Raw genomic sequence first — 21,752 nt, forward strand, 5'->3', positions numbered from 1 at the left:
GTCGTTGCTCGAGCGACCGCTTGGCTACGCGATCGGTCTCAGCGGACCCGGGGATGTCGGTGGCGTGGTGTCCGGGACGGGGATCAGGAATGAGTCATGGGAGGTTTTCGCCTGTTCTCTCGTCAGGGCGTTGGCGATCTTGCGGGCCAGGAGTGGATCGGCCGGAAGCACGTGTGAGGCGAACCAGCGGGCGGCCGACGGGTCGGGGGACGGTTCGACGAACTCCGCGCCCGCGTAGTCGTCGAGCGGGGGGTCGTAGACGTACCCGGCGACCACGCCGTGTCTCACCAGACGATCTACGAGGGTGTCGCGGTCGTGGACCAGGAGCGGAACCCGGAAGAGGGGGAGAGGTCCGTCGTGTGCCGTCGGGTCGCGGAGCGCCGGGGATGCCCAGGCGGTACCCGAGAGCAGCGAGACACCGGCCCTGCGCCGGGTGAGGTCGCCGTCGAGCCGGGCCATCCGCAGCTCCAACTGCCCGCGGACCAGGGCCCCGTGGCGCGACCGGAAGCCGTGCAGGTCGACGCGCACCCACGGCTCGTACGCTGCCAGGTTCGGCGCCTCGCGCCCGCAGAGGGCAAGCCGCGGCGCGTGCAGGGCCATGCGGTAGTCGTCGCGTTCGAGCATCCCGAGGCGTTGCATCGTCCGCCACACAGGACGGACCAGGTGGAGGGTGCGTACGGCTGAACGCGCCAGCGGCCGCAGCGTTGTGGCCAGGTCGTCCTGGAGGCGGCGCGGCACCAGGAGATCGTCGCGCAGCAGCTCCAACTCCCGGCGGGTGCGCGCGTCCTCGACAGCGAGGAAACCGCCGGCCATCGCCGCCGCGTGCTTGGACAGGCTGAACGCAGCCGCCTTCCCGAACGTCCCGATCGGCTGCCCGTCCACGTGTGTGCCGATCGCGTGCGCCGCGTCCTCGAACAGGGGTATCCCCAACTTCTCGCACCGATTGCGCAGTTCCACGATCCGGTCCGGCATCCCGTACAGGTTCGTGGTCAGGACGGCGTCCACGCTCCGCCAGGTGGAGTCCGGTACGGCGGCCGGGTCGATGTTGCCGTCCCACGGGGACACCGGGGCCTGAACCGGGCGCAGCCCGGCCGCGAGCACCACGAAGAGGATCACGTCGTCGTTCACCGGCGACATCAGCACCCGTGCGCCCGGCCGGCACCAGCGCCGCAGCGCAAGGTACAGGGCCAGCCGTGCCGAGGGCGTGTAGACACATTCGCGTCCGAGCCGCCGCGCCATCGTCGCGGCGAGCCGTGACCCGTACGGCATCGTCATCCCTTCCGTCCAGAAGTCGTCCGAGGGACACATACACAGTGCGCTCTCGCGAGCGTCGACCAGGGCAGACCGGGCTTCCGGCAGGGCGGGCCCTCGCCGTCGCGCCGCCCGCCGTGGGGTGGGGAGGAGGCTGCGTCAGCGGTGGGGGCGACGGGGACGCGGTGCGAAGGCCGGGAGTGGGGAAGCCTGTTCAGCGTGCGCGGGGTCCCGCCCTGCCGGAGTCCACCGGACCCGACGTGCGCAGCGTGCCGACCGTCTTCAGCAGCCGGTCGGCCTGTTCGCGCAGCGCGGGATGGGCCAGGACCGTGTTCCGCAGGCCGCGCACCGGTCTGCGCCACAGCCGGTGCGCCGTCGCCACCGGGTGGGGGCGGGTCGCGAACCCTTCACCCACCCGCAGCTCGCGGGTCTTGAGCCAGTCCTTGTATTCCTTGTCGCCGCGTCCCAGATCCATGAGCCGCACGCCGTGCCGGCCCGCCGCCTCGGCCATCCGAAGGTGCATGATCAGCCCGGGCGAGTAGTAGCGGAACTCGGGGTCGTACGCGGTGAACCAGGCCGCGAACACCGTGCGCGATCTCGGTCCGAAGTGTGCGGCCACCGGCCGGTCGCCGGCGTACAGCACCGACAGCACCCCGGTGAAGTGCTCGTCGCGGACCTGGGACAGATGGTTCACCAGGTCGACGATCCACGGCCGCGCGAACCGGTCCATCCGCCCCGTCCGGCGGTACTGGGCGGACTTCCACTGCATGAGCCTGCGCAGCATCCGCGGGTCGCGCTCGTCGAAGACGAACCGCATCTCGCCCAGGTCGCGCCCCAGGCGGCGTTCCTTCTTCAGCGTCGTCTTGGCCAGCCCCGGGTACGTGCCGCGCAGCCACTCCGCGTAGCCGCTGTCAACGCACTCCAGGTCGAGCACCGGTGACGCGAACGTCCCCGTGACGTAGCTGCCGAACGGCTTCTGCTCCTCGACGAGGTGGTCGAACTCGAAGATGGACAGCCCGCAGGCCCGCATTAGTTCCTGCGTGTCCCAGGTGATCCCGGGGCGGTGCACGAGGGCCTGGCAGTCGGAGAGCCCGAGACCGATGGCCCGGCCGACACCGAAGGAGTTGCGCTCGTACGGGAAGAAGCCGACGGGCTCCCCGTTCTCACGCAGGACCGCGACCCGCGCCCGACTGCGGTACTGGCCGATGCCGATCGCGAACTCCGGTGCCAGGAAAGGGTTTGCGTATTCCGGCGACTCGTCCATCGCCCGGTGCCAGGCCCGACGAATTGATGCGCTCAGCTGGTCGGGTCTGTGGACCGTGATGTCCATCTCAGGCCGACCGCCTTTCCGCCGGTTTCACGAGGGACGTACCGGTCGCGGTACCGGTTGGTAAGGCACGGTGTACTCCGTTGCTCAAGGATCGCATGGCGATAGCTCCCCGCTCCCCCCTGACACGCTGTGCGCGTCCTGCCGCTCTGCGTTGCCCAAACGTCGCGGGACAGCATGCAAGTTGTCAAGGCTTGTGCCGCAATGGAAGAGCTGGAGTTCGGGTGGCCCGTGGTTTCGGTGGGTGTGCTGCGGCGGTATCGGCTCGGCGACTCCGACGCGTGGCGGCGACGTCGGCCTGGTTCCGGCCCGCATGGATCCCGACTCGACAGAGGGCAGGGTCGTACCTGTGTGCGAGGTTGTCGGCTGAGGAAAAGACATGGACTCCGCGGGCGCTGTCGCGGGACACTGCAGTTCCTGCCTCCCCGTACTCGTACGCACGACCACACAGGGTTGGGATGGGATCTCCTGAATCGCGCGAAGCGCCGGGCAGGGGCCCGGTGCTCCTCGCACTTCGTCACTACGGACGGGAGTTGGCCCGGCTCCGGTGGCTGACGGTGCCCGCGATGCTGTTGCCGGCGCTGGGCAACATCGGCATCAACTACATCGCGCCGCTGCTCGTCGCGAAGCTCGTCGGCCGAATCGCCGACGACGCCGGTCCCGCCATCGGCTCGACGCTGCCCTACGTCCTCGGCTTCGCCGGCGTTCTGCTGCTCGCGGAGACGCTGTGGCGCATCGGCCTGCACTGCCTGAACCGCCTCGATGCCCTCGGCATCGAGCACCTGTACGTGATCGGGATGGACGAACTGTTCGCCAAGGACGCCGCGTTCTTCCACGACAACTTCGCCGGGTCGCTGACCAAGCGGGTCCTGAGCTTCGCCTCCCGCTTCGAGGAGTTCGTCGACACGCTGACGTTCTCGGTCGTGGGCAGATTCGTGCCGCTGGTGTTCGGGTCGGTGGTCCTCTGGCGCTACGAACCGCTGCTCGTCGTCGGGCTCCTGGCGATGATCGCTCTGACGGCGCTGTGCGTGGTGCCCCTCATCCGCCGCCGCCAGGCGCTCGTCGGCCAGCGCGAGGAGGCGTTCGCCCGGGTGTCGGGCCATGTCGCCGACAGCCTGATGAACATGGACACGGTCCGGGCGTTCGCAGCCGAGGAACGCGAGGCCGCCGAGCACCGGTCCCGCGTCGCGGTGTCGCGGCGGCTCACGCTGCGGTCGTGGGACTACGGCAACCTGCGCATCGACACGCTGGTCGCGCCGATGTCCGTGCTGACCAACGCGCTGGGCCTGCTGCTCGCGGTCGCGCTGGGCGGGGGCAGGCACGGCGTGGAGGCGGTTGTGGTCGCCTTCACGTACTACACCAACGCGACGCGGATCATGTTCGAGTTCAACCAGATCTACCGCCGTCTGGAGAGTTCGATGACGGAGGCCGCGCAGTTCACCGAGCTGCTGCTGAAGCCGCCGACCGTGCTCGACCCGGCGTCGCCGGAGCCGCTGCTGTCCCGGGCCGCCGACGTCCGCTTCGAGCAGGTGACCTTCGCCCACGCGGGCGCGGAGCCGCTCTTCGAAGGCCTCGACCTGGCCGTGCCCAGTGGAGCGAAGATCGGTCTCGTCGGCCGGTCCGGCGGCGGCAAGACCACGCTCACCCGGCTGCTGCTGCGGATGACGGACATCGACGCAGGCCGGATCCTGATCGGGGGTCAGGACATCAGCAGGCTGCGCCAGGCCGATCTGCGCAGCCTGATTGCCTACGTGCCGCAGGACCCGGCGATGTTCCACCGCACCCTGCGGGACAACATCGCGTTCGCCCGGCCGGACGCCACCGACGCCGACCTCCGCCGCGCGGCCGAGGCTGCGCACGTGACGGAGTTCGCCGACGCGCTGCCGGACGGATTCGACACCATGGTGGGCGAGCGCGGTGTCAAGCTGTCCGGCGGGCAACGCCAGCGGGTCGCCCTCGCCAGGGCGATCCTGCGCGACGCGCCGATCCTGCTGCTCGACGAGGCGACCAGCGCCCTGGACTCGGAGAGCGAGATCCTCGTCCAGGAGGCGCTGTGGCGGCTTATGGAGGGGCGTACGGCGCTCGTCGTGGCGCACCGGCTGAGCACGGTCGCCACCATGGACCGGCTGGTCGTCCTCGACCGCGGGCGGATCGTCGAGCAGGGCACGCACCAGGAGCTGCTCGTGTCGGGCGGCGCCTACGCGAAGCTGTGGCAGCACCAGTCGGGCGGCTTCCTCGACGACACCCCCGCGCGGGCCGACCTGCACTGAACGCGAGCCCGGCGGGTCCGTCGCACTGGGCCGTGGAGCTCGTGACGCAGGTCGGGGCCGCCGAAACCCGCGAGGCGGCGCCGCGGCGCGGCAGTACCAGGAGCCGATCCGCCGAGCCGACCCCTGACACCGGCGGTCCGCGGATCCTCTCAGCGCGCGCCGAGCAGGTGCTCCATGGCCAGCTGGTCCAGCTGCTCGAAGGCCATGCCGCGCCGGGCGGCGGTGTCGGCGTCGAACTCCTCGAATGCGGTCCGGTCGGTCAGGAGTCCGGCGAGGCCGTCCTCGGCGGTCGGGACGGCGAGTTCGGGCAGGCGGGAGGCGGCCAGGGCGGCCTGGACGTCGGGGTCGGCGCGGAAGGCGCGGGCACGCTCGGCGAGCAGCAGGTAGTTGCGCATACAGGCCGCCGCCGAGGCCCAGACACCGTTGAAGTCCTCAGTGCGCGGTGGCTTGAAGTCGAAGTGGCGCGGGCCGTCGTAACCGGCCGACTCCAGCAGGTCGACCAGCCAGAAGGCCTGGCGCACATCGCCCGCGCCGAAGCGGAGGTCCTGGTCGTACTTGATGCCGGACTGGCCGTTGAGGTCGATGTGGAACAGCTTGCCGTGCCACAACGCCTGGGCGATGCCATGGGGGAAGTTGAGCCCGGCCATCTGCTCGTGGCCGACCTCCGGGTTGAGGCCGACGCGATCCGGGTGCTCCAACTCGCCGATGAACGCCAAGGCGTGACCCACCGTGGGCAGCAGGATGTCGCCGCGCGGCTCGTTGGGCTTGGGCTCGATGGCGAAGCGCAGGTCGTAGCCCTGGGTCTCGACGTACTCGCCGAGCAGGTCGAAGGCCTCCTTGAGCCGGTCGAGCGCGGTGCGCACGTCCTTGGCCGCGCCCGACTCGGCCCCCTCACGTCCGCCCCAGGCGACGTAGACGGCCGCGCCCAGCTCCACCGCCAGGTCGATGTTGCGGATGGTCTTGCGCAGGGCGTAGCGGCGCACGTCGCGGTCGTTGGCGGTGAACGCGCCGTCCTTGAAGACGGGGTGGGTGAACAGGTTGGTGGTGGCCATCGGCACGCGCAGACCGCTCGCGTCCAGAGCGGCGCGGAAGCGCTTGACCGCGTGCTCGCGTTCGGCGTCGCTCGCACCGAAGGGGATCAGGTCGTCGTCGTGGAAGGTGACGCCGTAGGCGCCGAGTTCGGCCAGCCGCCGTACGGTCTCGACCGGGTCGAGGGCCGGGCGGGTGGCGTCGCCGAAGGGGTCGCGGCCCTGCCAGCCGACGGTCCACAGGCCGAAGGTGAACCTGTGCGCGGGGGTGGGGTCGGGCGGCTCGATGCTCATGGACATGGCTCCCCCTCTATTAGTCATGGCAGAAAACAAATTAGGGTGCGAGAGTCGCGGAGGGAAGCCCCACGTCAGCTGACGCCCATGAGTCGGGAGAACACAGGCATGGTTGGACCCTTGTCCGGACCCCGTGTCGTGATCGGCGTGGACAGCTCCACGCAGTCCACCAAAGCCCTTGCCGTCGACCTGGACACCGGTGCGGTGCTCGGTCAGGGCCGGGCGGCGCACACGGTCAGCAGCGGACCAGGACGCGAGAGCGACCCGGAGCAGTGGTGGAGGGCGCTCGGCGAGGCCGTGGCGCGGACCGGCTGGGCAGACCGCGCAGCCGCCGTCTCGGTCGCCGGCCAGCAGCACGGGCTGGTCACCCTGGACAGGGCCGGGCGGCCCGTACGGCCCGCGCTGCTCTGGAACGACATCCGCTCCGCCCCGCAGGCCGTCGAACTCACTGCCGCGTACGGCGCACAGGAGATCGCCCGGCGCACGGGCAGCGTGCCGACCGCCGCCTTCACCGCCGCCAAATGGGCCTGGCTGCGCGCTCATGAACCGGCCGCCGCCGAGCGCACCGCCGCCGTCCGCCTGCCGCACGACTTTCTGACGGAGCGTCTGACCGGCGAGCCCGTGACCGACCGCGGCGACGCCTCCGGCACCGGCTGGTGGACACCGGCGGGCTACGACGCCGGAATCCTCGATCGCATCGGCCTCGACATGTCGCTGCTGCCCACCGTCCTGGAACCAGGTGTCCGGGCAGGATTCGTACGCACGGACGGCCCCTTGCGCGCCGGAATGCCGGTGGCGACGGGAACCGGCGACAACATGGCCGCCGCGATCGGCCTCGGACTCGGGCCCGCCCCGGCCGCTGACCGCGCGCCGGCCCAGCCGGTGCTCAGCCTCGGCACCTCCGGCACCGTCTACGCGGTGACCGCCGGGCGGCCCCAGGACACGACCGGCACCGTGTGCGGCTTCGCCCACGCGCTGTACGGCTGGCTCCCACTCGCCTGCACCCTCAACTGCACGCTCGCCGTCGACCGCATCGCGGCCCTGCTCGGACGGGACCGCGAAGCGGTCGAGGCGGGCGGCAGCGCGGTCGTGCTGCCCTACCTGGACGGCGAGCGCACGCCCGATCTGCCGGACGCCAGCGGGCTCATCCACGGCCTGCGCCACGACACAACGCCGGGCCAGCTCCTCCAGGCCGCCTACGACGGTGCGGCCCACGCGCTGCTCACCGCGCTGGGTGAGGTCCTGCGAGCCGGTGGCGTGGACGACGACCCGCGGCGGCCGTTGCTGCTCATCGGCGGCGGCGCCCGCGGACGTGCCTGGCCACGGACGGTCCAGCGGCTGTCCGGACGGCCGGTCCAGGTGCCACGGGCGCAGGAGCTGGTCGCACTCGGCACCGCGGCCCAGGCGGCCGCACTCCTCACCGGGGAATCCGCCGACGCGGTGGCCCGCCGCTGGCGCACCACCGAGGGACCGCTGTTCGAAGCGTTGGACAGGGACGTGGACACCGTGGAGCGGATCGCGGATACGCTGCGGCGGGCCGGAGCTCTCCAGCGGTCCGTCACGTCCGGCTGAGGCCGGGGCCCGAGGGCCGCGACCATGCCGATGGGAAAGGGATCCGAGACCTTGCCGAGCCGGCGCTCGCCCGAGGCAGTCGGGCCGGCCTCCCAGAAGGGGATGCGCCGCCAGAACCTGGCGCTGGTGCTCGCCACCGTCGCCGCACGGAGCCCGCTTTCGCGTGCCGACGTGGCCGGACACACCGGACTGACCCGAGCCGCGGTCTCCAGCCTGGCGGACGAGCTGATCGGAGCGGGCCTTCTGGTCGAGGGCGAGAGCGCGCCGCACGGCAGAGTCGGCCGCCCGGGCCGCGCACTGACACTTGACCCGAACGGAGCCGCGGGGCTCGGGCTGGAGATCGGGATCACCCGTCTCGGGGCCTGCGTCGTGGACCTGAGCGGCGAGGTCCGCCTCCTGGAGACCGTGCCGGTGGACAACCGGGACCGCTCACCGGCGGAGGTCTTCGCGGACCTGGCCGCGCTCGCCACGGCCGCCGCCCGCTCGGCCGGCGACCTCGGGCTGCGCCCGGCCGGCACCGTCATGGCCGTGCCCGGCGTTCTGGGGCCGGCTTCCGGCACGATCGAGCACGCGCCGAACCTCGGCTGGCACGGTGTCGCACTGGCCGACCACTGGCCGACCGGCACGCCGCGGCCGGAGATCGAGAACGAGGCCAACCTCGGTGGCCTGGCCGAGCTGTGGGCGGGGACCGACGACGAAACCCTGGTGCACGTCTCCGCCGAGGCGGGCATCGGCGCGGCAATAGTGATCGACGGACGGTTGTTCCGCGGGGCCCGCGGCTACGCCGGCGAACTCGGGCATGTACCCGTGCACCCCGACGGGCCGCTCTGCCCCTGCGGCGCGCGCGGCTGCCTGGAGCAGTTCGCCGGCGTCCGAGCCGTACTCCGCGACGCCGGACTGCGGCCGGGCGGGCGCGACCCGGTCACCGCCCTCACCGAGGCTGCCCGTGCACACGACAGACGCACGCTCACAGCGCTGGAACGGGCCGGGGCGGCGCTCGGGATCGCACTCACGTCCGCGGTCGATCTGCTCGACCCGTCCGCGCTCGTCCTCGGCGGAGCGTACGGGGAGTTGGCGGACTGGCTGTTGCCGGCCATGCGGTCGGAGCTCGCAGCCAGGGTGACGGTCCGCCCATGGGATCCGCTCGCACTGCGGGCCTCCTCGCTCGGCCGGCGTGGACCCCTCCTGGGGGCCGCCGAGCTGACGGTCCGTCGGATCCTGCGGGATCCCGCCGGGCTGTGGGCGTGATCCGACAGGGACTGCCGGCGCGACCGGCCGCCGCCCCCACTGCCGGCGGTGCGGGCGCGTGCTGAGATGCCGAGGCGTACCGCTCGGGGTCCTGCCGACGGATACGCAGCGCCACGTACAGCCCGGCCGCCAGGATCAGCGGCAGCGGCGCCGGCAGGACGGCGTTCACGATCCCACAAGAGGACGTCACGAAGCCCGCCGAGTCGGAGGTCGTCTCCGGCTCGGCGGGCTTTCGCTGTTGATCCCGGGTTCGCGTCGCGCGACCGTGTCACCGACCCGCGTCCCGGACCTGCTGGCAGCGGGTGCAGTAGCGGGCCTGCGGCACGATCTTCAGTCGCCGCAGGGTGATGGGGCGCGTGCACAGATGGCAGTTGCCGTACCGGTCCTGGTCCATCCGATCCAGGGCCGCTTCCACATCGGTGAGGACCATGCGGGCGGAGGCGGTCGGCCGGACGTGGACGTCGGTCCGAAGCTGCTCCAGGCGGAAGAGACGCTGCTCATGCAGGCTCTCGCGCAGTGTGGCGAGGTCCTCGGGGGCCAGGCCCGCGTTGTTGGCGGCGACGACCTGATTCTTCACGGCTTCACCCTTCGGTCAGCCGGTACGCCGCTGACAGCCGACGCAGCAGCTCGTGTACGGCAGGATCTCCAGCCGTTCGACCGGGATGGGCTTGGCACAGTCCTGACAGGTCCCGTAGCTGCCGTCCTGGAGACGCTCGAAGGCGGTGTCGATCTGCTTCAGCACACGCTTGAGGGAGGTCTTCTGCGCCTTCATGAGGTCGTCGGCGGCCTCGGGCCCGGCCTCCTCGATCGCACTGAGCTGGGCGAGCCGGGAGTTGCGCTCGTGCTCGAGGCGCTGACGGACCTCGGGCGCGATGAAGCGTTCGGGACGGGGGCCGGGGCGGTCCGTGTCGAGCGTCATCAGTGCGTTCCTTTCTGCGGAACCGGTGGCCACGGATGGTCGGCACCGGGTGGTTCAGACTCCACCCTGGTCGTCCGGCCGATCCGCGGCCATCGGTCGCAGCACCCATTTCCGGGGGGACGAGGAGTGCAGGCGGCCGGGGGCGGGGGCGCACCGGACGGTCCCGGATGGGTGCCGTATCCCATCGACTGCGGCGGCCAGGACCGGGCAAGCTGGCCGCAGCAGGGGGCAGGCGGCTGCGAACGCTGGATTGTCCCGATACACGAGCGAGTCCGACCCGGGGCCGGCGCTCGGTGACGCGTAGCAGATAGTGGTGGGGATCGTGACGACGAAGGAGGCTTGACACCCCGTGTCCTTGTTCTGGCGGATCTTCGGGCTCAACGCCCTGGTGCTCGGCTCGGCCACAGCGCTGTTGCTGTGGGCGCCGGTGACCGTCTCGGTGCCGGTGCTGCTCACCGAAGCCGTCATCCTGGTCGGTGGTCTGGGCATCATGCTGGTCGCCAATGCCGCCCTGCTGCGTATCGGACTGGCCCCGCTGGACCGGCTCGCCGGACTGATGACCACGGTGGACCTGCTCCGCCCCGGCCAGCGGCTGCCCGTGCCCGCCCAGGGCGGGGTCGCCGAGGTGATCCGCACCTTCAACGACATGCTCGACCGGCTGGAGGCCGAACGCGCCACCAGTAACGCCCGGGTCCTGTCCGCCCAGGAGTCCGAGCGGCGCCGTATAGCGCAGGAACTCCACGACGAGGTCGGCCAGAGCCTGACCGCGGTGCTGCTGGGGCTGAAGCGAGCGGCGGACCGGGCGCCCGAGCCCCTGCGCGCGGAGCTGCAGCAGGCGCAGGAGATCACACGTGAGAGCCTCGACGAAGTCCGCAGGCTCGCCCGCAGACTGCGCCCCGGTGTGCTGGAGGACCTCGGCCTGGTCAGCGCGCTGACGTCGTTGACCACCGATTTCGCCACCCATACCGGGCTGGACGTCAGGCGCCGGTTCGACGCGGACCTGCCGCTGTTGGACCGGGAGACGGAACTGGTGCTCTACCGCGTCGCCCAGGAAGGTCTGACCAACATCGCCCGCCACGCCGAGGCGGAACACGCCGAGCTGGCCCTGCACAGCACCCCCACCGCTGTGGTGCTGCGCATCGGCGACGACGGCCGCGGTATCGGGCTCGCCCACGAGGGCGCCGGCATCCGCGGCATGCGTGAACGCGCCCTGCTGGTGGGCGCCACGCTGGACATCGAACCCGGCCCGGCGGGCGGCACGTGTGTGTCCCTGTCGGTGCCCACCGCCGAGAAGGGCGCATGACCTTGACCGATACGGCTGTCACCCGCATCCTTCTCGCCGACGATCACGCGCTGGTCCGCCGGGGCGTGCGGCTCATTCTGGACAGCGAACCCGACCTCCAGGTCGTCGCCGAGGCAGGCGACGGCGCGGAGGCCATCGCCATGGCCCGTACCCACAGCGTCGACCTGGCCGTCCTCGACGTGGCCATGCCCCGGATGACGGGTCTCCAGGCCGCGCGGGAACTGTCCGCGCTCCAGCCCGGCCTGCGCATCCTCATGCTGACGATGTACGACAACGAGCAGTACTTCTTCCAGGCCCTCAAGGCCGGCGCCTCCGGGTACGTCCTGAAGTCCGTCGCCGACCAGGATCTGGTCGCGGCCTGCCGGGCGGCGAAGCGCGGTGAACCTTTCCTCTACCCCGGCGCGGTCACCGCTCTCATCCGCAACTACCTCGACCGTGTCCGGCACGGCGAGGAGGTACCGGACACGGTCCTGACCGTACGCGAGGAGGAGGTCCTCAAGCTCATCGCCGAGGGCAACTCCTCCAAGGAGATCGCGGAAACGCTGGTCATCAGCATCAAGACCGTCCAGCGTCACCGGGCCAACCTGCTGCAGAAACTCGGCCTGCGCGACCGTCTGGAGCTGACCCGCTACGCCATCCGGGCCGGCCTGATCGAACCCTGACCTGCCGCCCGTGCAGCCCCGGGGCGACTGCGGGCCGCCCACACCCGAGTACCCGAACCCGCAGCCACGTCCATGTCCGAGAAGAGGAGGCCGCATGCCCCGCGCTCGCGCGGCCTCCGCCACCGCCCGGCGCCCGGCACGTCTCCGCGGCCTGCTGCCGGGGAAACTGGCCGTCCTTGTCGGCCTCCTCTGTCTGCTGGGAGTTCTGGGAACCCTGGCCCTCGGTCCCGGCGCATCCACGGCGACCGCGTCCGGCGACCGCACGGCAGCGGCCGAGATCCTCTCCCACGGCACCGACGCCGACGACCTGTGCACCGCCGACTGCGGTACGTCGCCACGCGTGTTCCGGGCCACCCTGGACGAGCGGGTCGCCTCGCACCCTGTCGGCGTATCCATCGCGGTCGGCTCCGTCTTCTTCCGGCCCCCGTGCCAGCGGCCGCCACCGCCCGCGCCGGACACCGCCGCACAGCCCCAGCACACCGCGTGTCACACCGGGCGGGCACCGCCGCCCTCCGCAGGCATCCGACGTCCCCCTGACTCCTGACCGCGCCCGCCACCGCGGCCGCGGCACGCCTGCTGGAGGCAATCCTTGACACGCGCCACACGCGTGCGGGCGTTGTTCGCCCTTGCCGTACTCGCACTGTCCGTCTACATCACCCTGACCGTTCCCGCCCGCCTCGGCCTCGATCTGCGAGGCGGCACCCAGATCGTGCTGGAAACCCGTGATTCCCCCACGGCCAAGGCCGACGCCGAGGCCACCGACCGCACCCTGGAGGTGCTCCGGCGCCGCGTCGACGCGCTCGGCGTGGCAGAACCCACTCTCGCTCGTTCCGGAGACAACCGGATCATCGTCGAGCTGCCCGGAGTCCAGGACCCGCGCAAGGCCGCCGATGTCCTCGGCCGCACGGCCCAGCTCACCTTCCACCCCGTCCTCGGCCCGGCCGACCCCGCCGCCCCCTCGCCCGAGCCGCGCCCCAAGAGCTCCGAGGAGCGGGTTCTCCCCGATGAATCCGGGCAGCCGCTGCGCCTGGGCCCGTCCGCTCTCACCGGCGCGGACGTCGGCGGCGCCGAAGCCCTCACCGATCCCCAAAGAGGCGTCGGCTGGTTCGTCACCGTCGACTTCGAGGGCCGGGGCAAGGATCTGTGGGCCGATCTGACAGGCAAGGCCGCCTGCGCCCCGGCCGACGATCCCACCCGCCGGGTCGCGATCGTCCTGGACGACAAAGTCATCTCCTCGCCCCAGGTCTCCCCGACTGTCGCCTGCCGCACCGGCATCAGCGGCGGATCCACGGAGATCACCGGCAACTTCAGCCCCGACGAGGCAAAGGAGCTGGCCCTGCTCGTGAACGGCGGCGCTCTCCCGGTACCGGTGGAGATGATCGAACAGCGCACCGTCGGCCCCACCCTCGGCGCCGAGGCCATCGAGGCCAGCGCCCAGGCCGCCATCATCGGCACCGTACTGACCTCGCTGTTCCTCATGGTCGTGTACCGGCTCCTCGGCGGCCTGGCCACCCTGGCCCTGGCCTGCTACGGGGTCATCTCCTACGCGGCCCTGGCCGCCCTCGGCGCCACCCTCACCCTCCCCGGTCTGGCCGGTTTCGTCCTCGCGATCGGCATGGCCGTGGACGCCAACGTGCTCGTCTTCGAACGGGCCCGTGAGGAGTACACGGCCCGAAGGAGCAAGAGCCTGCGCTCCGCCCTGGCCGCCGGATTCCGCAACGCCTTCAGTGCCATCGCCGACTCCAACATCACCACGCTCATCGCCGCCGGACTGCTGTTCTTCCTCGCTTCCGGACCCGTCCGCGGCTTCGGGGTCACCCTGACCATCGGCGTCCTCGCCTCCATGCTCAGCGCCCTGGTCATCACGCGGCTCCTCGCCGAATACGCCGTCGCCCGACGCGCCGTTCGGCGGCGCCCCGGCGTCTCCGGCATCACCACCACCGGGAAGGTCCGCGACTGGCTCACCCGCCGCGATCCCGATCTGATGCGCCACCGGCGGCGCTGGCTGGCGGGTTCCGCCGTGGCACTCGTCCTGGCCACCTCCGGCATCGCGGTCCGGGGACTCAACTTCGGGGTGGAGTTCACCGGCGGACGGCTGATCGAGTACTCCACCACCGCACCCGTGGATGTCGACCGTGCCCGGGACGCGCTCGCCGACGCCGGTTTCCCTCGCGCCGTCGTACACACCTCCGGGGACGGCGACCTCACCGTGCGCACCAGCAAGCTGTCCAACGCCGAGGAGGCGAAGGTCAGCGAGACCATCGCCGGCCTCGGCGGGAAAACGGAGAAGGTCCGCGACGAGCTGATCGGCCCCAGCCTCGGTGAAGAGCTGCGACGGGGCGCCGCCATCGCACTCGTCGTGGCCCTGGGCGCTCAGTTGCTCTACCTCGGGATCCGGTTCCGCTGGACGCTCGCCACTTCCGCGGTCGTCGCGATGGCCCATGACGCGCTCATCCTCGTCGGTGTCTTCGCCTGGTTCGGCAAACCCATCGACGGGGTCTTCCTGGCCGCCCTGCTGACCGTGATCGGTTACTCGGTCAACGACTCCGTGGTCGTCTTCGACCGGATCAGAGAGCTGTCGGCCGACAATCGCAGGACACCCTTCGCGCGCATCGCCAACACCGCGATCCTCCAGACCGTGCCGCGCACCGTCAACACCGGCATGGGTGCGGTGTTCATCCTGTCCGCCCTCGCCGTGCTGGGTGGCGACTCGCTGACCGACTTCGCCCTCGCGCTGCTCATCGGAATCGTCGTAGGCACCTACTCGTCGATGTTCACCGCGGCACCCCTGGCCATCGAACTCCAGGCCCGCGCCGGCAGGAAGTGAGGTCCCTTTCCTGACAGGTGTCCGGGGCGATGACGCCGCCGCCGGCGTCATCGCCCCGGACCGGTTCGCCGGCGGCTCACAGCTCCACGAGGAGCTCCTTGGGCCCGCGGATCACGAAACCGCGCCCCCAATCCGGCTCCGCCGCGAGCCGCATCGTCGGCGCGTCCCATAGCAACACTCGGAAGGAAGTCGCCGGTTCGACCCGCGCCGGCGGGGCGCCGATGGTCCAGGTCCAGCATCCCGTGGTCGTTGAGGACATGGAACGGCTCGTGCTCGGGCGGCGGGGTGCAGCCGAACTCCTCGTGCGTGAAGCGGTGCAGATACGTTCGCCCCAGCCGGCGGTCGCGGAGCAGTGCGCTGACGCCCGCGTGTGGCGGTTCGAGCCACTGCCGGGCCGGTTCGAACCAGTGCACGAGCTCCGCACAGGCCGGGCAGGGGCCGGCGACGAAGTCGGCCGACCAGGCGCCGAACGCGTCGGTCACACATCGACCGTACCGGGGTGCCCACGCCGGGTGCGGGCGTTCACGGTCACCCGTTCTCTCAGGCGGCGCAGCCCGGGTGGCCCCAGCCCTGGTCGAGCTTGGTGATCGCCTCGCCGGCCCCGTACTGCCGGCCGCAGGCGCAGCGGCCCGGGAACTTCGCCTTGATGGTCCGCACGCCACCGCCGGACGCGGAGCCGCTCCGCTGCGTGCCGTAGGCCCGCTTCTTCGCCGACGCGGACCGGGTGCGCGACGGGGCGCTGCGGGCCGGTGCGGGCTCGGGGAGGCCGGCGTCGCCGAGTGCCGTGCCGGCCGCCTGCTGCCGCGCGGCCGCGTCGCTGGCGGCCTGGTCGGCGATCGCGTTCAGCCGGTCGCCGTCCTCCTGATGCGCGGGCACGTAGCGGAACTCCACTTCCCGGCCGGCCAGCAGCACGTCGATGCGCTCGACGAGCTCGCGGTTGGCGACGGGGCTGCCGCCGGAGGTCTTCCAGCCGTTGCGCTTCCAGCCCGGCAGCCACTGGGTGACGGCCTTCATGGCGTACTGGGAGTCCATCCGCACCTCGACGGCCGTCCCGGCGGGCACCGCCTCCAGCAGACGCTCCAGAGCGGTGAGTTCGGCGACGTTGTTGGTGGCCCTTCCGAGAGGTCCGGCCTCCCAGCGCTCCGGGTTGCCCTGGGCATCCGCGATGACCCATGCCCATCCGGCGGGTCCCGGGTTGCCCTTCGAAGCCCCGTCACAGGCGGCAATGATGCGTTCAGACATCCCACGATCATGTCAGTGCCGCGGACCGACCCTTCCCTAACAATCGTTTGGTCGAAGTGGGAGGGCGTCACCCGCGAGGCTTGGGCGGCGTGGACGGGGGAGTGGCCGCTCGCCGGTCACCGGAGCGGATCTCCCGACGGGCCACGCCGCCGCGTTCGCCCGATCACTCGTTCGGCTCACCCGGAAAGCGGAGACGCACTGGCGCTCCCATGCTGGCGTGGGGAAATCGACTGGAAGGACGGGGCCTTGATGAGACTCGTCGTGGACCTGAACCGATGCCAGGGATACGCGCAGTGCGCGTTCCTCGCGCCCGATGTCTTCGCCATGCACGGCGAGGAGGCGCTGTCCTACAACCCAAGGGCCGACGACGCGCAGCGCGACGATGTGATGCGCGCCGTGAAGGCGTGTCCGGTCCAGGCCATTCTGGTGGATCAACTGGATGAATCAGGCGAGAAGGGCGGCAGGTCCGCCGTGGCGGGGGAGGGGGGCGTCCGGTGACCGGTGACGGATATGTCGAATGGCTCAAGCGCGAGGGACGGATCGTCATCGTGGGCGCCTCCCTGGCCGGTCTGAGGGCGGCGGAGACCCTGCGCGAGGAAGGCTTCGCGGGTTCGCTCACGATGATCGGCGACGAACCGTACGAACCGTACGACCGGCCGCCGCTGTCCAAGCAGGTCCTGCTGGGCAAGGCGTCCGCCGAGCACACCGCGCTGCCCCGGCGCCGGGCCATCGACGCGCGGTGGCGGCTCGGTGTCGCGGCCACCGGGCTGGACATGGCGGCCAGGCGGGTACGGCTGGCCGACGGCGACGAGGTGGAGTACGACCGGCTGCTGATCGCGACCGGCGTGCGGGCCCGGCCGTGGCCACGCAAGGAGGAAGCGGAGCTCGACGGGGTCTTCGTGCTGCGCACGCGCGACGATGCTGTCGAACTGCACCGCCGGCTCGCGGGCGGACCCCGCCGGGTGTTCGTGATCGGCGCCGGTTTCACCGGTTCGGAGATTGCCTCCGCCTGCCGGGAGCAAGGGCTCCCGGTCACCGTCGCGGAACGCGCGGCCGCGCCCCTGGTCGGCCCGCTGGGCGGTGTGATCGGCGAAGTGGCCGCTCGCATGCAGCGGGAGCACGGAGTGGACCTGCGCTGCGGTGTGATGGTCACCCGTCTGGAGGGCGACTCGACAGGCCGCGTGCGCGCGGCCCATCTGTCCGACGACGCCAAAGTCGAGGCGGACGTGGTGGTCGTCTCGCTCGGCGCGACCCGGAACACCGAATGGCTGGCCGGATCCGATCTCGGCGCCGGCCCCCGGGGCATCGCCTGCGACGCGGGCTGCCGGGCCTTCGACTTCCGGGGCATCGTCACCGACGACATCTACGTGGCCGGTGATGTGGCGCGGTCCCCTCACCCGCTGTTCGGATACCAGTTCCTCTCCCTCGAACACTGGGGCAACGCGGTGACACAGGCCGAGGTCGCCGCGCACAACATGATCAGCGTCAGCGTCGACCGCCGGCCGCACATGTGGGTGCCGGCCTTCTGGTCCTCCCAGTTCGGGGTGAACATCAAGTCGGTGGGCGTGCCGTCCATGGGCGAGGAGCTCCTTGTCGCACAAGGGTCGCTCGCCGAGGGCAGGTTCACCGCTGTGTACGGCTACCAGAACCGCGTCATCGGCGCCGTGGCCTTCGACCAGTCGCGGTGGCTGCAGTTCTACCAGCATCTGATCGAGACCACCGCACCGTTCCCGCCGCCGTTTCCGACCGTGGACCGCCGCCCCGAGGGACGGCATCCGGTCCCGGCCGACTTTCCCGACCCCTCGGTGCCCACGCACGGCCCGACCGTCACCCTCAGCGGCTACTCGCCGGCCGACCGCCGGCTCACCTTCACCCCCGGCCGCTGACCGCCCGCCGCCCGAGGCCGGCAGAGCCGCATCCACCGCCCGGCATGTCTCCGGCGACGCCGGCCGGGCCCACGCCACCAAGGACCGTCATGACGCAAGCCTCGCTCCTGCGGCAGATCACCGATTACGCCAACCGCGCCGACCCCTACCCCCTGTACAAGGAGCTCCGCAGGACGCCGGTGCTCCGCGACGAGGACGGCCCGTACCTCGTCAGCACCTACTGGGAGATCCAGAGCCTGCTCCATGATCCGCGGACCAGCTCCGACGCCCGGAACCTCGCCACGACCGGTGGCTACGGTGCGACGCCGCTGGAGGAGACGTCCCTGCCGCCCAGCTTCATCCGGCTCGATCCACCGGAACACGACCGGCTGCGCCGGATGGCGATGCGCTCCTTCGGGCCTCCGCACACCCCGCGCCGTATTCACGACATGCGCGACGCACTCCACGCGATCGTCACCGACCTCATCGACGGCCTCGGGAACACGGACCGGATCGATCTGGTCGAACAGTTCTCCTACCCGTTTCCCGTGACCGTGATCTGCCGGCTGCTCGGGGTTCCGCGCGAGGACGAGGCGCACTTCCGTACCTGGGCCGACATCATCGCGGCCAGCCTGGACCCCGTTCCGGGTGAGGATCCGACCGAGCGGGACCGCACCACCCAACAGGCTCGGAACGAGCTGGGCATGTACCTGGCCGGACTGGTCGAGGAACGCCGTCGCAAGCCCGGTGAGGACATGCTCTCCGAGTTGGTGACCGGCAAGGGCCCGGACGGGACCATGACGACCATGGAGGTACTCAGCACCTCGGTCCTGCTGCTGATCGCCGGCCATGAGACGACGGTCAACCTCATCACCAACGGCATGCTCACCCTGATGCGCCACCCGGAGGTCCTTCAGCGGCTGCGGAACGAACCCGGTCTCGCCGTCCCGCTCGTCGAGGAACTACTTCGCTACGAGCCGCCGGTGCAGTTGATCCCGCAGCGCACCACGATCGCGGACATCGAGGTCTCCGGCGTCACCATCCCCAAGGGCGCGTCGCTCTGGCTCGTACTGGCCTCCGGCAACCGGGACCCGGAACGCTTCACCGACCCCGACCGGTTCGACCCGGACCGCAAGGACATCCAGCATCTCGGGTTCGGCAGCGGCATCCACGCCTGCTTCGGCGCGCCGCTCGCCCGGTTGGAGGCACAGATCGCGCTGACCGAGCTGGCCCGCAGGCTCGACAACCCCCGCCTGCTGGAGGACCCGCCCCCCTACCGCCAGAGCGCCGTCCTGCGCGGCCCACGCCATCTGCACTTCGCCTGCGACGGCATCCGGCCCTGAACCCGGCCGCACCGACGACGCGTTCGCCGGGGCGGACCGGACGCCGCCTCGGCGAGATGGGGCCGGTGCGCGCCCTTCTAAGACCTCGGGGTGCCCGGCGCAGGTGTACGAAGGGGTCCGGCCGAGGTGAGCCCAAAAGTCATGGCGGGTTGCGGGCCCTTCAGTGGTTGCGTGGGGCTACCAGGCCGGATTCGTAGGCGAGGACCACGAGTTGGGCGCGGTCGCGGGCGTCGAGCTTGGCCATGGCCCGATTGATGTGGGTTTTTGCGGTCAGTGGGCTGATCACCATGTGGTCGGCGATCTGGTCGTTGGACAGGCCCTGTGCGACCAGGGCGACGGCCTCGCGTTCGCGGCTGGTCAGCTTTTCCAGCCCGGTGCCGGTGCTGGTGTTGACCGGCTGGGCGATGTACCTGTTGATGAGCTTGCGGGTGATCGAGGGAGCGAGCAGGGCGTCGCCGCGCGCGGCGACGCGTACGGCGTGCAGGAAGTCTTCCGGCACGATGTCCTTGACGAGGAATCCGGCAGCGCCGGCGCGCAGCGCGTCGAAGACGTATTCGTCCAAGCCGTAGTTGGTCAGGATGACGACGTGCACCCGGGCCAGGGCAGGGTCCGCGGCGATGCGCCGGGTCGCCTCTATGCCGTCGACGACCGGCATCTGGATGTCGATGAGAGCGATGTCGGGCAGGTGTTCCCTGATCAGAGCCAGGCCTTCCTTCCCGTCGGCAGCCTCGGCCACCACCTCGATGTCGTCCTCAAGGTCGAGGAGCGCGCGGAATCCGCTGCGAATGAGCGGCTGGTCGTCGACCAGCAGGACGCGGATCATGACGTCCGGTCCACGGGGAGTTCGGCCTGAACGGTGAAGCCGTGCTCGCTGAGCGGTTCGGCGCGAAGCCTGCCGCCGAGGGCGGTGACTCGTTCGCGCATGCCGAGCAGCCCGATGCCGGGCGTCGGCGCGGTGTCCGGCGTGGCCTTGCCGTCGTCATCGACGCGTATCGCGAGGGCGTCGGGCCGGTAGTCGATCCGGATCGACGCGGTAGCGGCGGCGGCGTGGCGGGCGATGTTGGTGAGCGACTCCTGCACGATCCGGTAGGCGGTCCGGCCCACCGCGGCCGGCACGTCGTGCCGCTGTCCTTCGATCGTCAGCGTCGCCTCCAGGCCGGCCCTGCCGGCCCGCTCCACCAGTTCCGGGATGTGGTCGAGCCCGTGCGGCGGGGTCGTGTCGTCGTCGCGCAGGGCCTCCAGGGTCGCACGCAGTTCCCGGCTCGCCTCACGTCCGGCCTCCTGGATCGCCAGCAGGGCCTCCGACACCTGTTCGCCACGCCTGCGGGCCACATGGACGGCGACTTCGGACTGCACCTTGATGATCGAGATCTGGTGGGTGAGCGAATCGTGCAGTTCCCGCGCGATGTGCAGCCGCTCTTCGTCGGCGCGGCGCCGCGCGGTCTCCTCCCGGGTGCGCTCTGCTTCGTCCGCCCGCCGCTCGGCCTGCCGCAGCGCCTCCCCCGCGGCGCCGGCCGCAATCAGCCAGGCCACCTCGAGGGCCCCGCGGGCCTGCGCGAAGGCCTCACCCGTGTCGTTCAGGGAGGCCAGGGCCGCGAGGGGGAGAGCGGCCAGCATGGTTACGCTCGCCGCCACCGTGATGGTGCGGTGTCCCGCCCGCATGGCGGCGTACACCGCGAACAGGTAGGCGACGGCGGGCACGTCGAAACCGGCCGCCTGGTAACCCACCGCGCACAGCCCGGTGACGGTCAGGACGGGAACCGGAGCGCGGCGGCGCGCGGCCAGCGCCAGGCCTCCGGCCGTGAGTAGCGCGTAGCCGAGCAGGTCGAGGTTCGTGGCGGAGTGCTGCCCGGACAGCCCGGTGGCCAGCAGCGCCACCGCCACGCCGACGGCGATCGCCCAGTCTCTGACATCGGCCGGGACACGGAACCGTCCTGTACTCATGCGCGCACCCTAACCGGATGTCGCTGCGGGTGAGTCCTGCTTGCGGACGAGCGGCTGTCTACCGCGCCCGCAGTACCTTCGCGGCGCCTGCGGCATCCGCAGTAAACCGGGTGCGCCATCGGCGGCAGCCCAAAGTGCCTGCGTCTGCGGGACGACCGGCGGTGGGTCCGGCGGACATGATCAGGCGACGTCCAGTCGTAGGAGGAGAAGGAGCGCCTCATGTCAGTCGGATTCGTGCTTGCCGCACCGGCGGCCGGGCACGCCTCGGTCCAGTCGGCCGCCGCCAGTGTCTACGCCATGAGCGCCGGGCGAATCGGGGCCATCGTGGCCGTGTCGGTGGGGCTGATCGGTGTGATCATCGGTGGGCGGGCTCTTGCCCGCTCCGCCGGTCGTCCCGGCACCGGCTCCAGGCGAAACAGGGCTGTCGCGGCCCTGGTGGCAGGGCTGATCGGCATGGCCCTGGGTGGGCTGGTCGTGGCCACCTCCGACGGTGGTATCGGCACCGGTAACGGGCTGGGCGGGGCCATCGTGGCCCTGGTCGTGGGGCTGATCAGCGTGGTCCTCGGTGGGCTGGCTCTGGCTCGCTCGCGCCGCGCCGGCTCACCGGCTGACCGCAGCACATACGAGCGCGCGCTCGGATGAGAGAGAGGAGACAGG

At 71.3% G+C, this 21,752-nt stretch carries 18 protein-coding genes and 2 pseudogenes; 11 read left to right on the plus strand and 9 right to left on the minus strand.

Translation table 11 applies throughout. From position 1 onward, the window contains the following. Nucleotides 1–24: 24 nt before the first annotated feature. Together ABD858_RS32115 and ABD858_RS32120 are read right to left on the minus strand one after the other, a co-directional pair. A complete protein-coding gene (locus tag ABD858_RS32115; protein WP_345034224.1) occupies nt 25–1,275 on the minus strand; it encodes a DegT/DnrJ/EryC1/StrS family aminotransferase in 1,251 nt (416 codons plus the stop codon). Nucleotides 1,276–1,465: 190 nt separating this feature from the next. Then, nucleotides 1,466–2,581, minus strand: coding sequence for a GNAT family N-acetyltransferase (locus tag ABD858_RS32120; protein ID WP_345034222.1), 1,116 nt, complete (start codon nt 2,579–2,581; stop codon nt 1,466–1,468). A 455-nt stretch (nt 2,582–3,036) separates the two neighbouring features. On the opposite strand from ABD858_RS32120, the gene ABD858_RS32125 reads away from it, so the two are divergent. Then, complete coding sequence (locus tag ABD858_RS32125) at nt 3,037–4,848, plus strand: ABC transporter ATP-binding protein (RefSeq protein ID WP_345034219.1); 1,812 nt, start codon at nt 3,037–3,039, stop codon at nt 4,846–4,848. A 149-nt stretch (nt 4,849–4,997) separates the two neighbouring features. Here the strand turns inward: ABD858_RS32125 and xylA are convergent, their stop codons facing one another. After that, nucleotides 4,998–6,170: a xylose isomerase gene (gene xylA, locus ABD858_RS32130; RefSeq protein WP_345034218.1), complete on the minus strand. Its 1,173-nt coding sequence runs from the start codon at nt 6,168–6,170 to the stop codon at nt 4,998–5,000. A 108-nt stretch (nt 6,171–6,278) separates the two neighbouring features. Between xylA and xylB the strand changes: the two genes are divergently transcribed. Further along, a complete protein-coding gene (gene xylB, locus ABD858_RS32135) occupies nt 6,279–7,742 on the plus strand; it encodes a xylulokinase (protein ID WP_425586137.1) in 1,464 nt (487 codons plus the stop codon). A 102-nt stretch (nt 7,743–7,844) separates the two neighbouring features. Further along, entirely contained in the window at nt 7,845–8,990 is a 1,146-nt protein-coding gene (locus ABD858_RS32140; protein ID WP_345034214.1) for an ROK family protein, read from the plus strand. 268 nt (nt 8,991–9,258) lie between these two features. Here ABD858_RS32140 and ABD858_RS32145 read toward each other — a convergent pair whose 3' ends face one another. Then, the gene (locus ABD858_RS32145; protein WP_345034212.1) at nt 9,259–9,567 is read right to left on the minus strand and encodes a TraR/DksA family transcriptional regulator; all 309 of its coding nucleotides are present in this window, start codon (nt 9,565–9,567) and stop codon (nt 9,259–9,261) included. A 15-nt stretch (nt 9,568–9,582) separates the two neighbouring features. Continuing rightward, complete coding sequence (locus ABD858_RS32150; RefSeq protein WP_345034211.1) at nt 9,583–9,909, minus strand: TraR/DksA family transcriptional regulator; 327 nt, start codon at nt 9,907–9,909, stop codon at nt 9,583–9,585. 349 nt (nt 9,910–10,258) lie between these two features. Here ABD858_RS32150 and ABD858_RS32155 point away from each other — a divergent pair, with 349 nt between their 5' ends. The 4 genes from ABD858_RS32155 to secD all read left to right on the plus strand — a co-directional run bounded on the left by ABD858_RS32155 (nt 10,259) and on the right by secD (nt 14,701). Next, a complete protein-coding gene (locus ABD858_RS32155; RefSeq protein WP_345034209.1) occupies nt 10,259–11,212 on the plus strand; it encodes a HAMP domain-containing sensor histidine kinase in 954 nt (317 codons plus the stop codon). Continuing rightward, nucleotides 11,209–11,874, plus strand: a complete 666-nt coding sequence (locus tag ABD858_RS32160; RefSeq protein ID WP_345034207.1) for a response regulator — start codon at nt 11,209–11,211, stop codon at nt 11,872–11,874. The genes ABD858_RS32155 and ABD858_RS32160 overlap by 4 nt, the downstream gene beginning before the upstream one ends. A 94-nt stretch (nt 11,875–11,968) precedes the next feature. Further along, nucleotides 11,969–12,418: a hypothetical protein gene (locus tag ABD858_RS32165; RefSeq protein WP_345034204.1), complete on the plus strand. Its 450-nt coding sequence runs from the start codon at nt 11,969–11,971 to the stop codon at nt 12,416–12,418. A gap of 45 nt (nt 12,419–12,463) precedes the next feature. Next, on the plus strand, nt 12,464–14,701 hold the full coding sequence (gene secD, locus ABD858_RS32170; protein WP_345034203.1) for a protein translocase subunit SecD: 2,238 nt from the start codon (nt 12,464–12,466) through the stop codon (nt 14,699–14,701). 215 nt (nt 14,702–14,916) lie between these two features. Here secD and ABD858_RS32175 read toward each other — a convergent pair. Together ABD858_RS32175 and ABD858_RS32180 are read right to left on the minus strand one after the other, a co-directional pair. Continuing rightward, nucleotides 14,917–15,183, minus strand: a pseudogene (locus ABD858_RS32175) (cytochrome P450); the annotation flags it as partial. A 58-nt stretch (nt 15,184–15,241) separates the two neighbouring features. After that, a complete protein-coding gene (locus ABD858_RS32180) occupies nt 15,242–15,943 on the minus strand; it encodes a ribonuclease H family protein (protein WP_345034201.1) in 702 nt (233 codons plus the stop codon). A 249-nt stretch (nt 15,944–16,192) separates the two neighbouring features. Between ABD858_RS32180 and ABD858_RS32185 the strand changes: the two genes are divergently transcribed. The 3 genes from ABD858_RS32185 to ABD858_RS32195 all read left to right on the plus strand — a co-directional run bounded on the left by ABD858_RS32185 (nt 16,193) and on the right by ABD858_RS32195 (nt 19,151). Continuing rightward, a complete protein-coding gene (locus tag ABD858_RS32185) occupies nt 16,193–16,441 on the plus strand; it encodes a ferredoxin (RefSeq protein WP_345034198.1) in 249 nt (82 codons plus the stop codon). Beyond that, nucleotides 16,438–17,829 carry an NAD(P)/FAD-dependent oxidoreductase gene (locus ABD858_RS32190; protein WP_345034196.1) on the plus strand — a complete coding sequence of 464 codons (1,392 nt, stop codon included), beginning with the start codon at nt 16,438–16,440 and terminating at the stop codon, nt 17,827–17,829. The genes ABD858_RS32185 and ABD858_RS32190 overlap by 4 nt, the downstream gene beginning before the upstream one ends. 89 nt (nt 17,830–17,918) lie before the next feature. After that, complete coding sequence (locus tag ABD858_RS32195) at nt 17,919–19,151, plus strand: cytochrome P450 (protein WP_345034194.1); 1,233 nt, start codon at nt 17,919–17,921, stop codon at nt 19,149–19,151. 160 nt (nt 19,152–19,311) lie between these two features. Here the strand turns inward: ABD858_RS32195 and ABD858_RS32200 are convergent, their stop codons facing one another. Together ABD858_RS32200 and ABD858_RS32205 are read right to left on the minus strand one after the other, a co-directional pair. After that, complete coding sequence (locus ABD858_RS32200; RefSeq protein ID WP_345034192.1) at nt 19,312–19,974, minus strand: response regulator; 663 nt, start codon at nt 19,972–19,974, stop codon at nt 19,312–19,314. Then, nucleotides 19,971–21,095 (minus strand): sensor histidine kinase, encoded by a 1,125-nt coding sequence (locus ABD858_RS32205; protein WP_345034191.1) that lies wholly within the window; start codon nt 21,093–21,095, stop codon nt 19,971–19,973. Before ABD858_RS32205 ends, ABD858_RS32200 begins: the two co-directional genes overlap by 4 nt. Nucleotides 21,096–21,341: 246 nt before the next feature. On the opposite strand from ABD858_RS32205, the pseudogene ABD858_RS32210 reads away from it, so the two are divergent. Then, nucleotides 21,342–21,737: pseudogene (locus ABD858_RS32210) on the plus strand (DUF6223 family protein); the annotation flags it as partial. Nucleotides 21,738–21,752 lie beyond the last annotated feature (15 nt).

Source organism: Streptomyces sannanensis (assembly GCF_039536205.1).
Taxonomy (GTDB): Bacteria; Actinomycetota; Actinomycetes; order Streptomycetales; family Streptomycetaceae; genus Streptomyces; species Streptomyces sannanensis.

What these genes read in the sequence shown, in the direction of transcription:
- ABD858_RS32115 (WP_345034224.1), bottom strand. Translation starts at nt 1,275, where the DNA reads ATGACGATGCCGTACGGGTCACGGCTCGCCGCGACGATGGCGCGGCGG.
- ABD858_RS32120 (WP_345034222.1), bottom strand. Translation starts at nt 2,581, where the DNA reads ATGGACATCACGGTCCACAGACCCGACCAGCTGAGCGCATCAATTCGT.
- ABD858_RS32125 (WP_345034219.1), top strand. Translation starts at nt 3,037, where the DNA reads ATGGGATCTCCTGAATCGCGCGAAGCGCCGGGCAGGGGCCCGGTGCTC.
- xylA (WP_345034218.1), bottom strand. Translation starts at nt 6,170, where the DNA reads ATGAGCATCGAGCCGCCCGACCCCACCCCCGCGCACAGGTTCACCTTC.
- xylB (WP_425586137.1), top strand. Translation starts at nt 6,279, where the DNA reads ATGGTTGGACCCTTGTCCGGACCCCGTGTCGTGATCGGCGTGGACAGC.
- ABD858_RS32140 (WP_345034214.1), top strand. Translation starts at nt 7,845, where the DNA reads ATGCGCCGCCAGAACCTGGCGCTGGTGCTCGCCACCGTCGCCGCACGG.
- ABD858_RS32150 (WP_345034211.1), bottom strand. Translation starts at nt 9,909, where the DNA reads ATGACGCTCGACACGGACCGCCCCGGCCCCCGTCCCGAACGCTTCATC.
- ABD858_RS32160 (WP_345034207.1), top strand. Translation starts at nt 11,209, where the DNA reads ATGACCTTGACCGATACGGCTGTCACCCGCATCCTTCTCGCCGACGAT.
- ABD858_RS32165 (WP_345034204.1), top strand. Translation starts at nt 11,969, where the DNA reads ATGCCCCGCGCTCGCGCGGCCTCCGCCACCGCCCGGCGCCCGGCACGT.
- ABD858_RS32180 (WP_345034201.1), bottom strand. Translation starts at nt 15,943, where the DNA reads ATGTCTGAACGCATCATTGCCGCCTGTGACGGGGCTTCGAAGGGCAAC.
- ABD858_RS32185 (WP_345034198.1), top strand. Translation starts at nt 16,193, where the DNA reads ATGAGACTCGTCGTGGACCTGAACCGATGCCAGGGATACGCGCAGTGC.
- ABD858_RS32195 (WP_345034194.1), top strand. Translation starts at nt 17,919, where the DNA reads ATGACGCAAGCCTCGCTCCTGCGGCAGATCACCGATTACGCCAACCGC.
- ABD858_RS32200 (WP_345034192.1), bottom strand. Translation starts at nt 19,974, where the DNA reads ATGATCCGCGTCCTGCTGGTCGACGACCAGCCGCTCATTCGCAGCGGA.
- ABD858_RS32205 (WP_345034191.1), bottom strand. Translation starts at nt 21,095, where the DNA reads ATGAGTACAGGACGGTTCCGTGTCCCGGCCGATGTCAGAGACTGGGCG.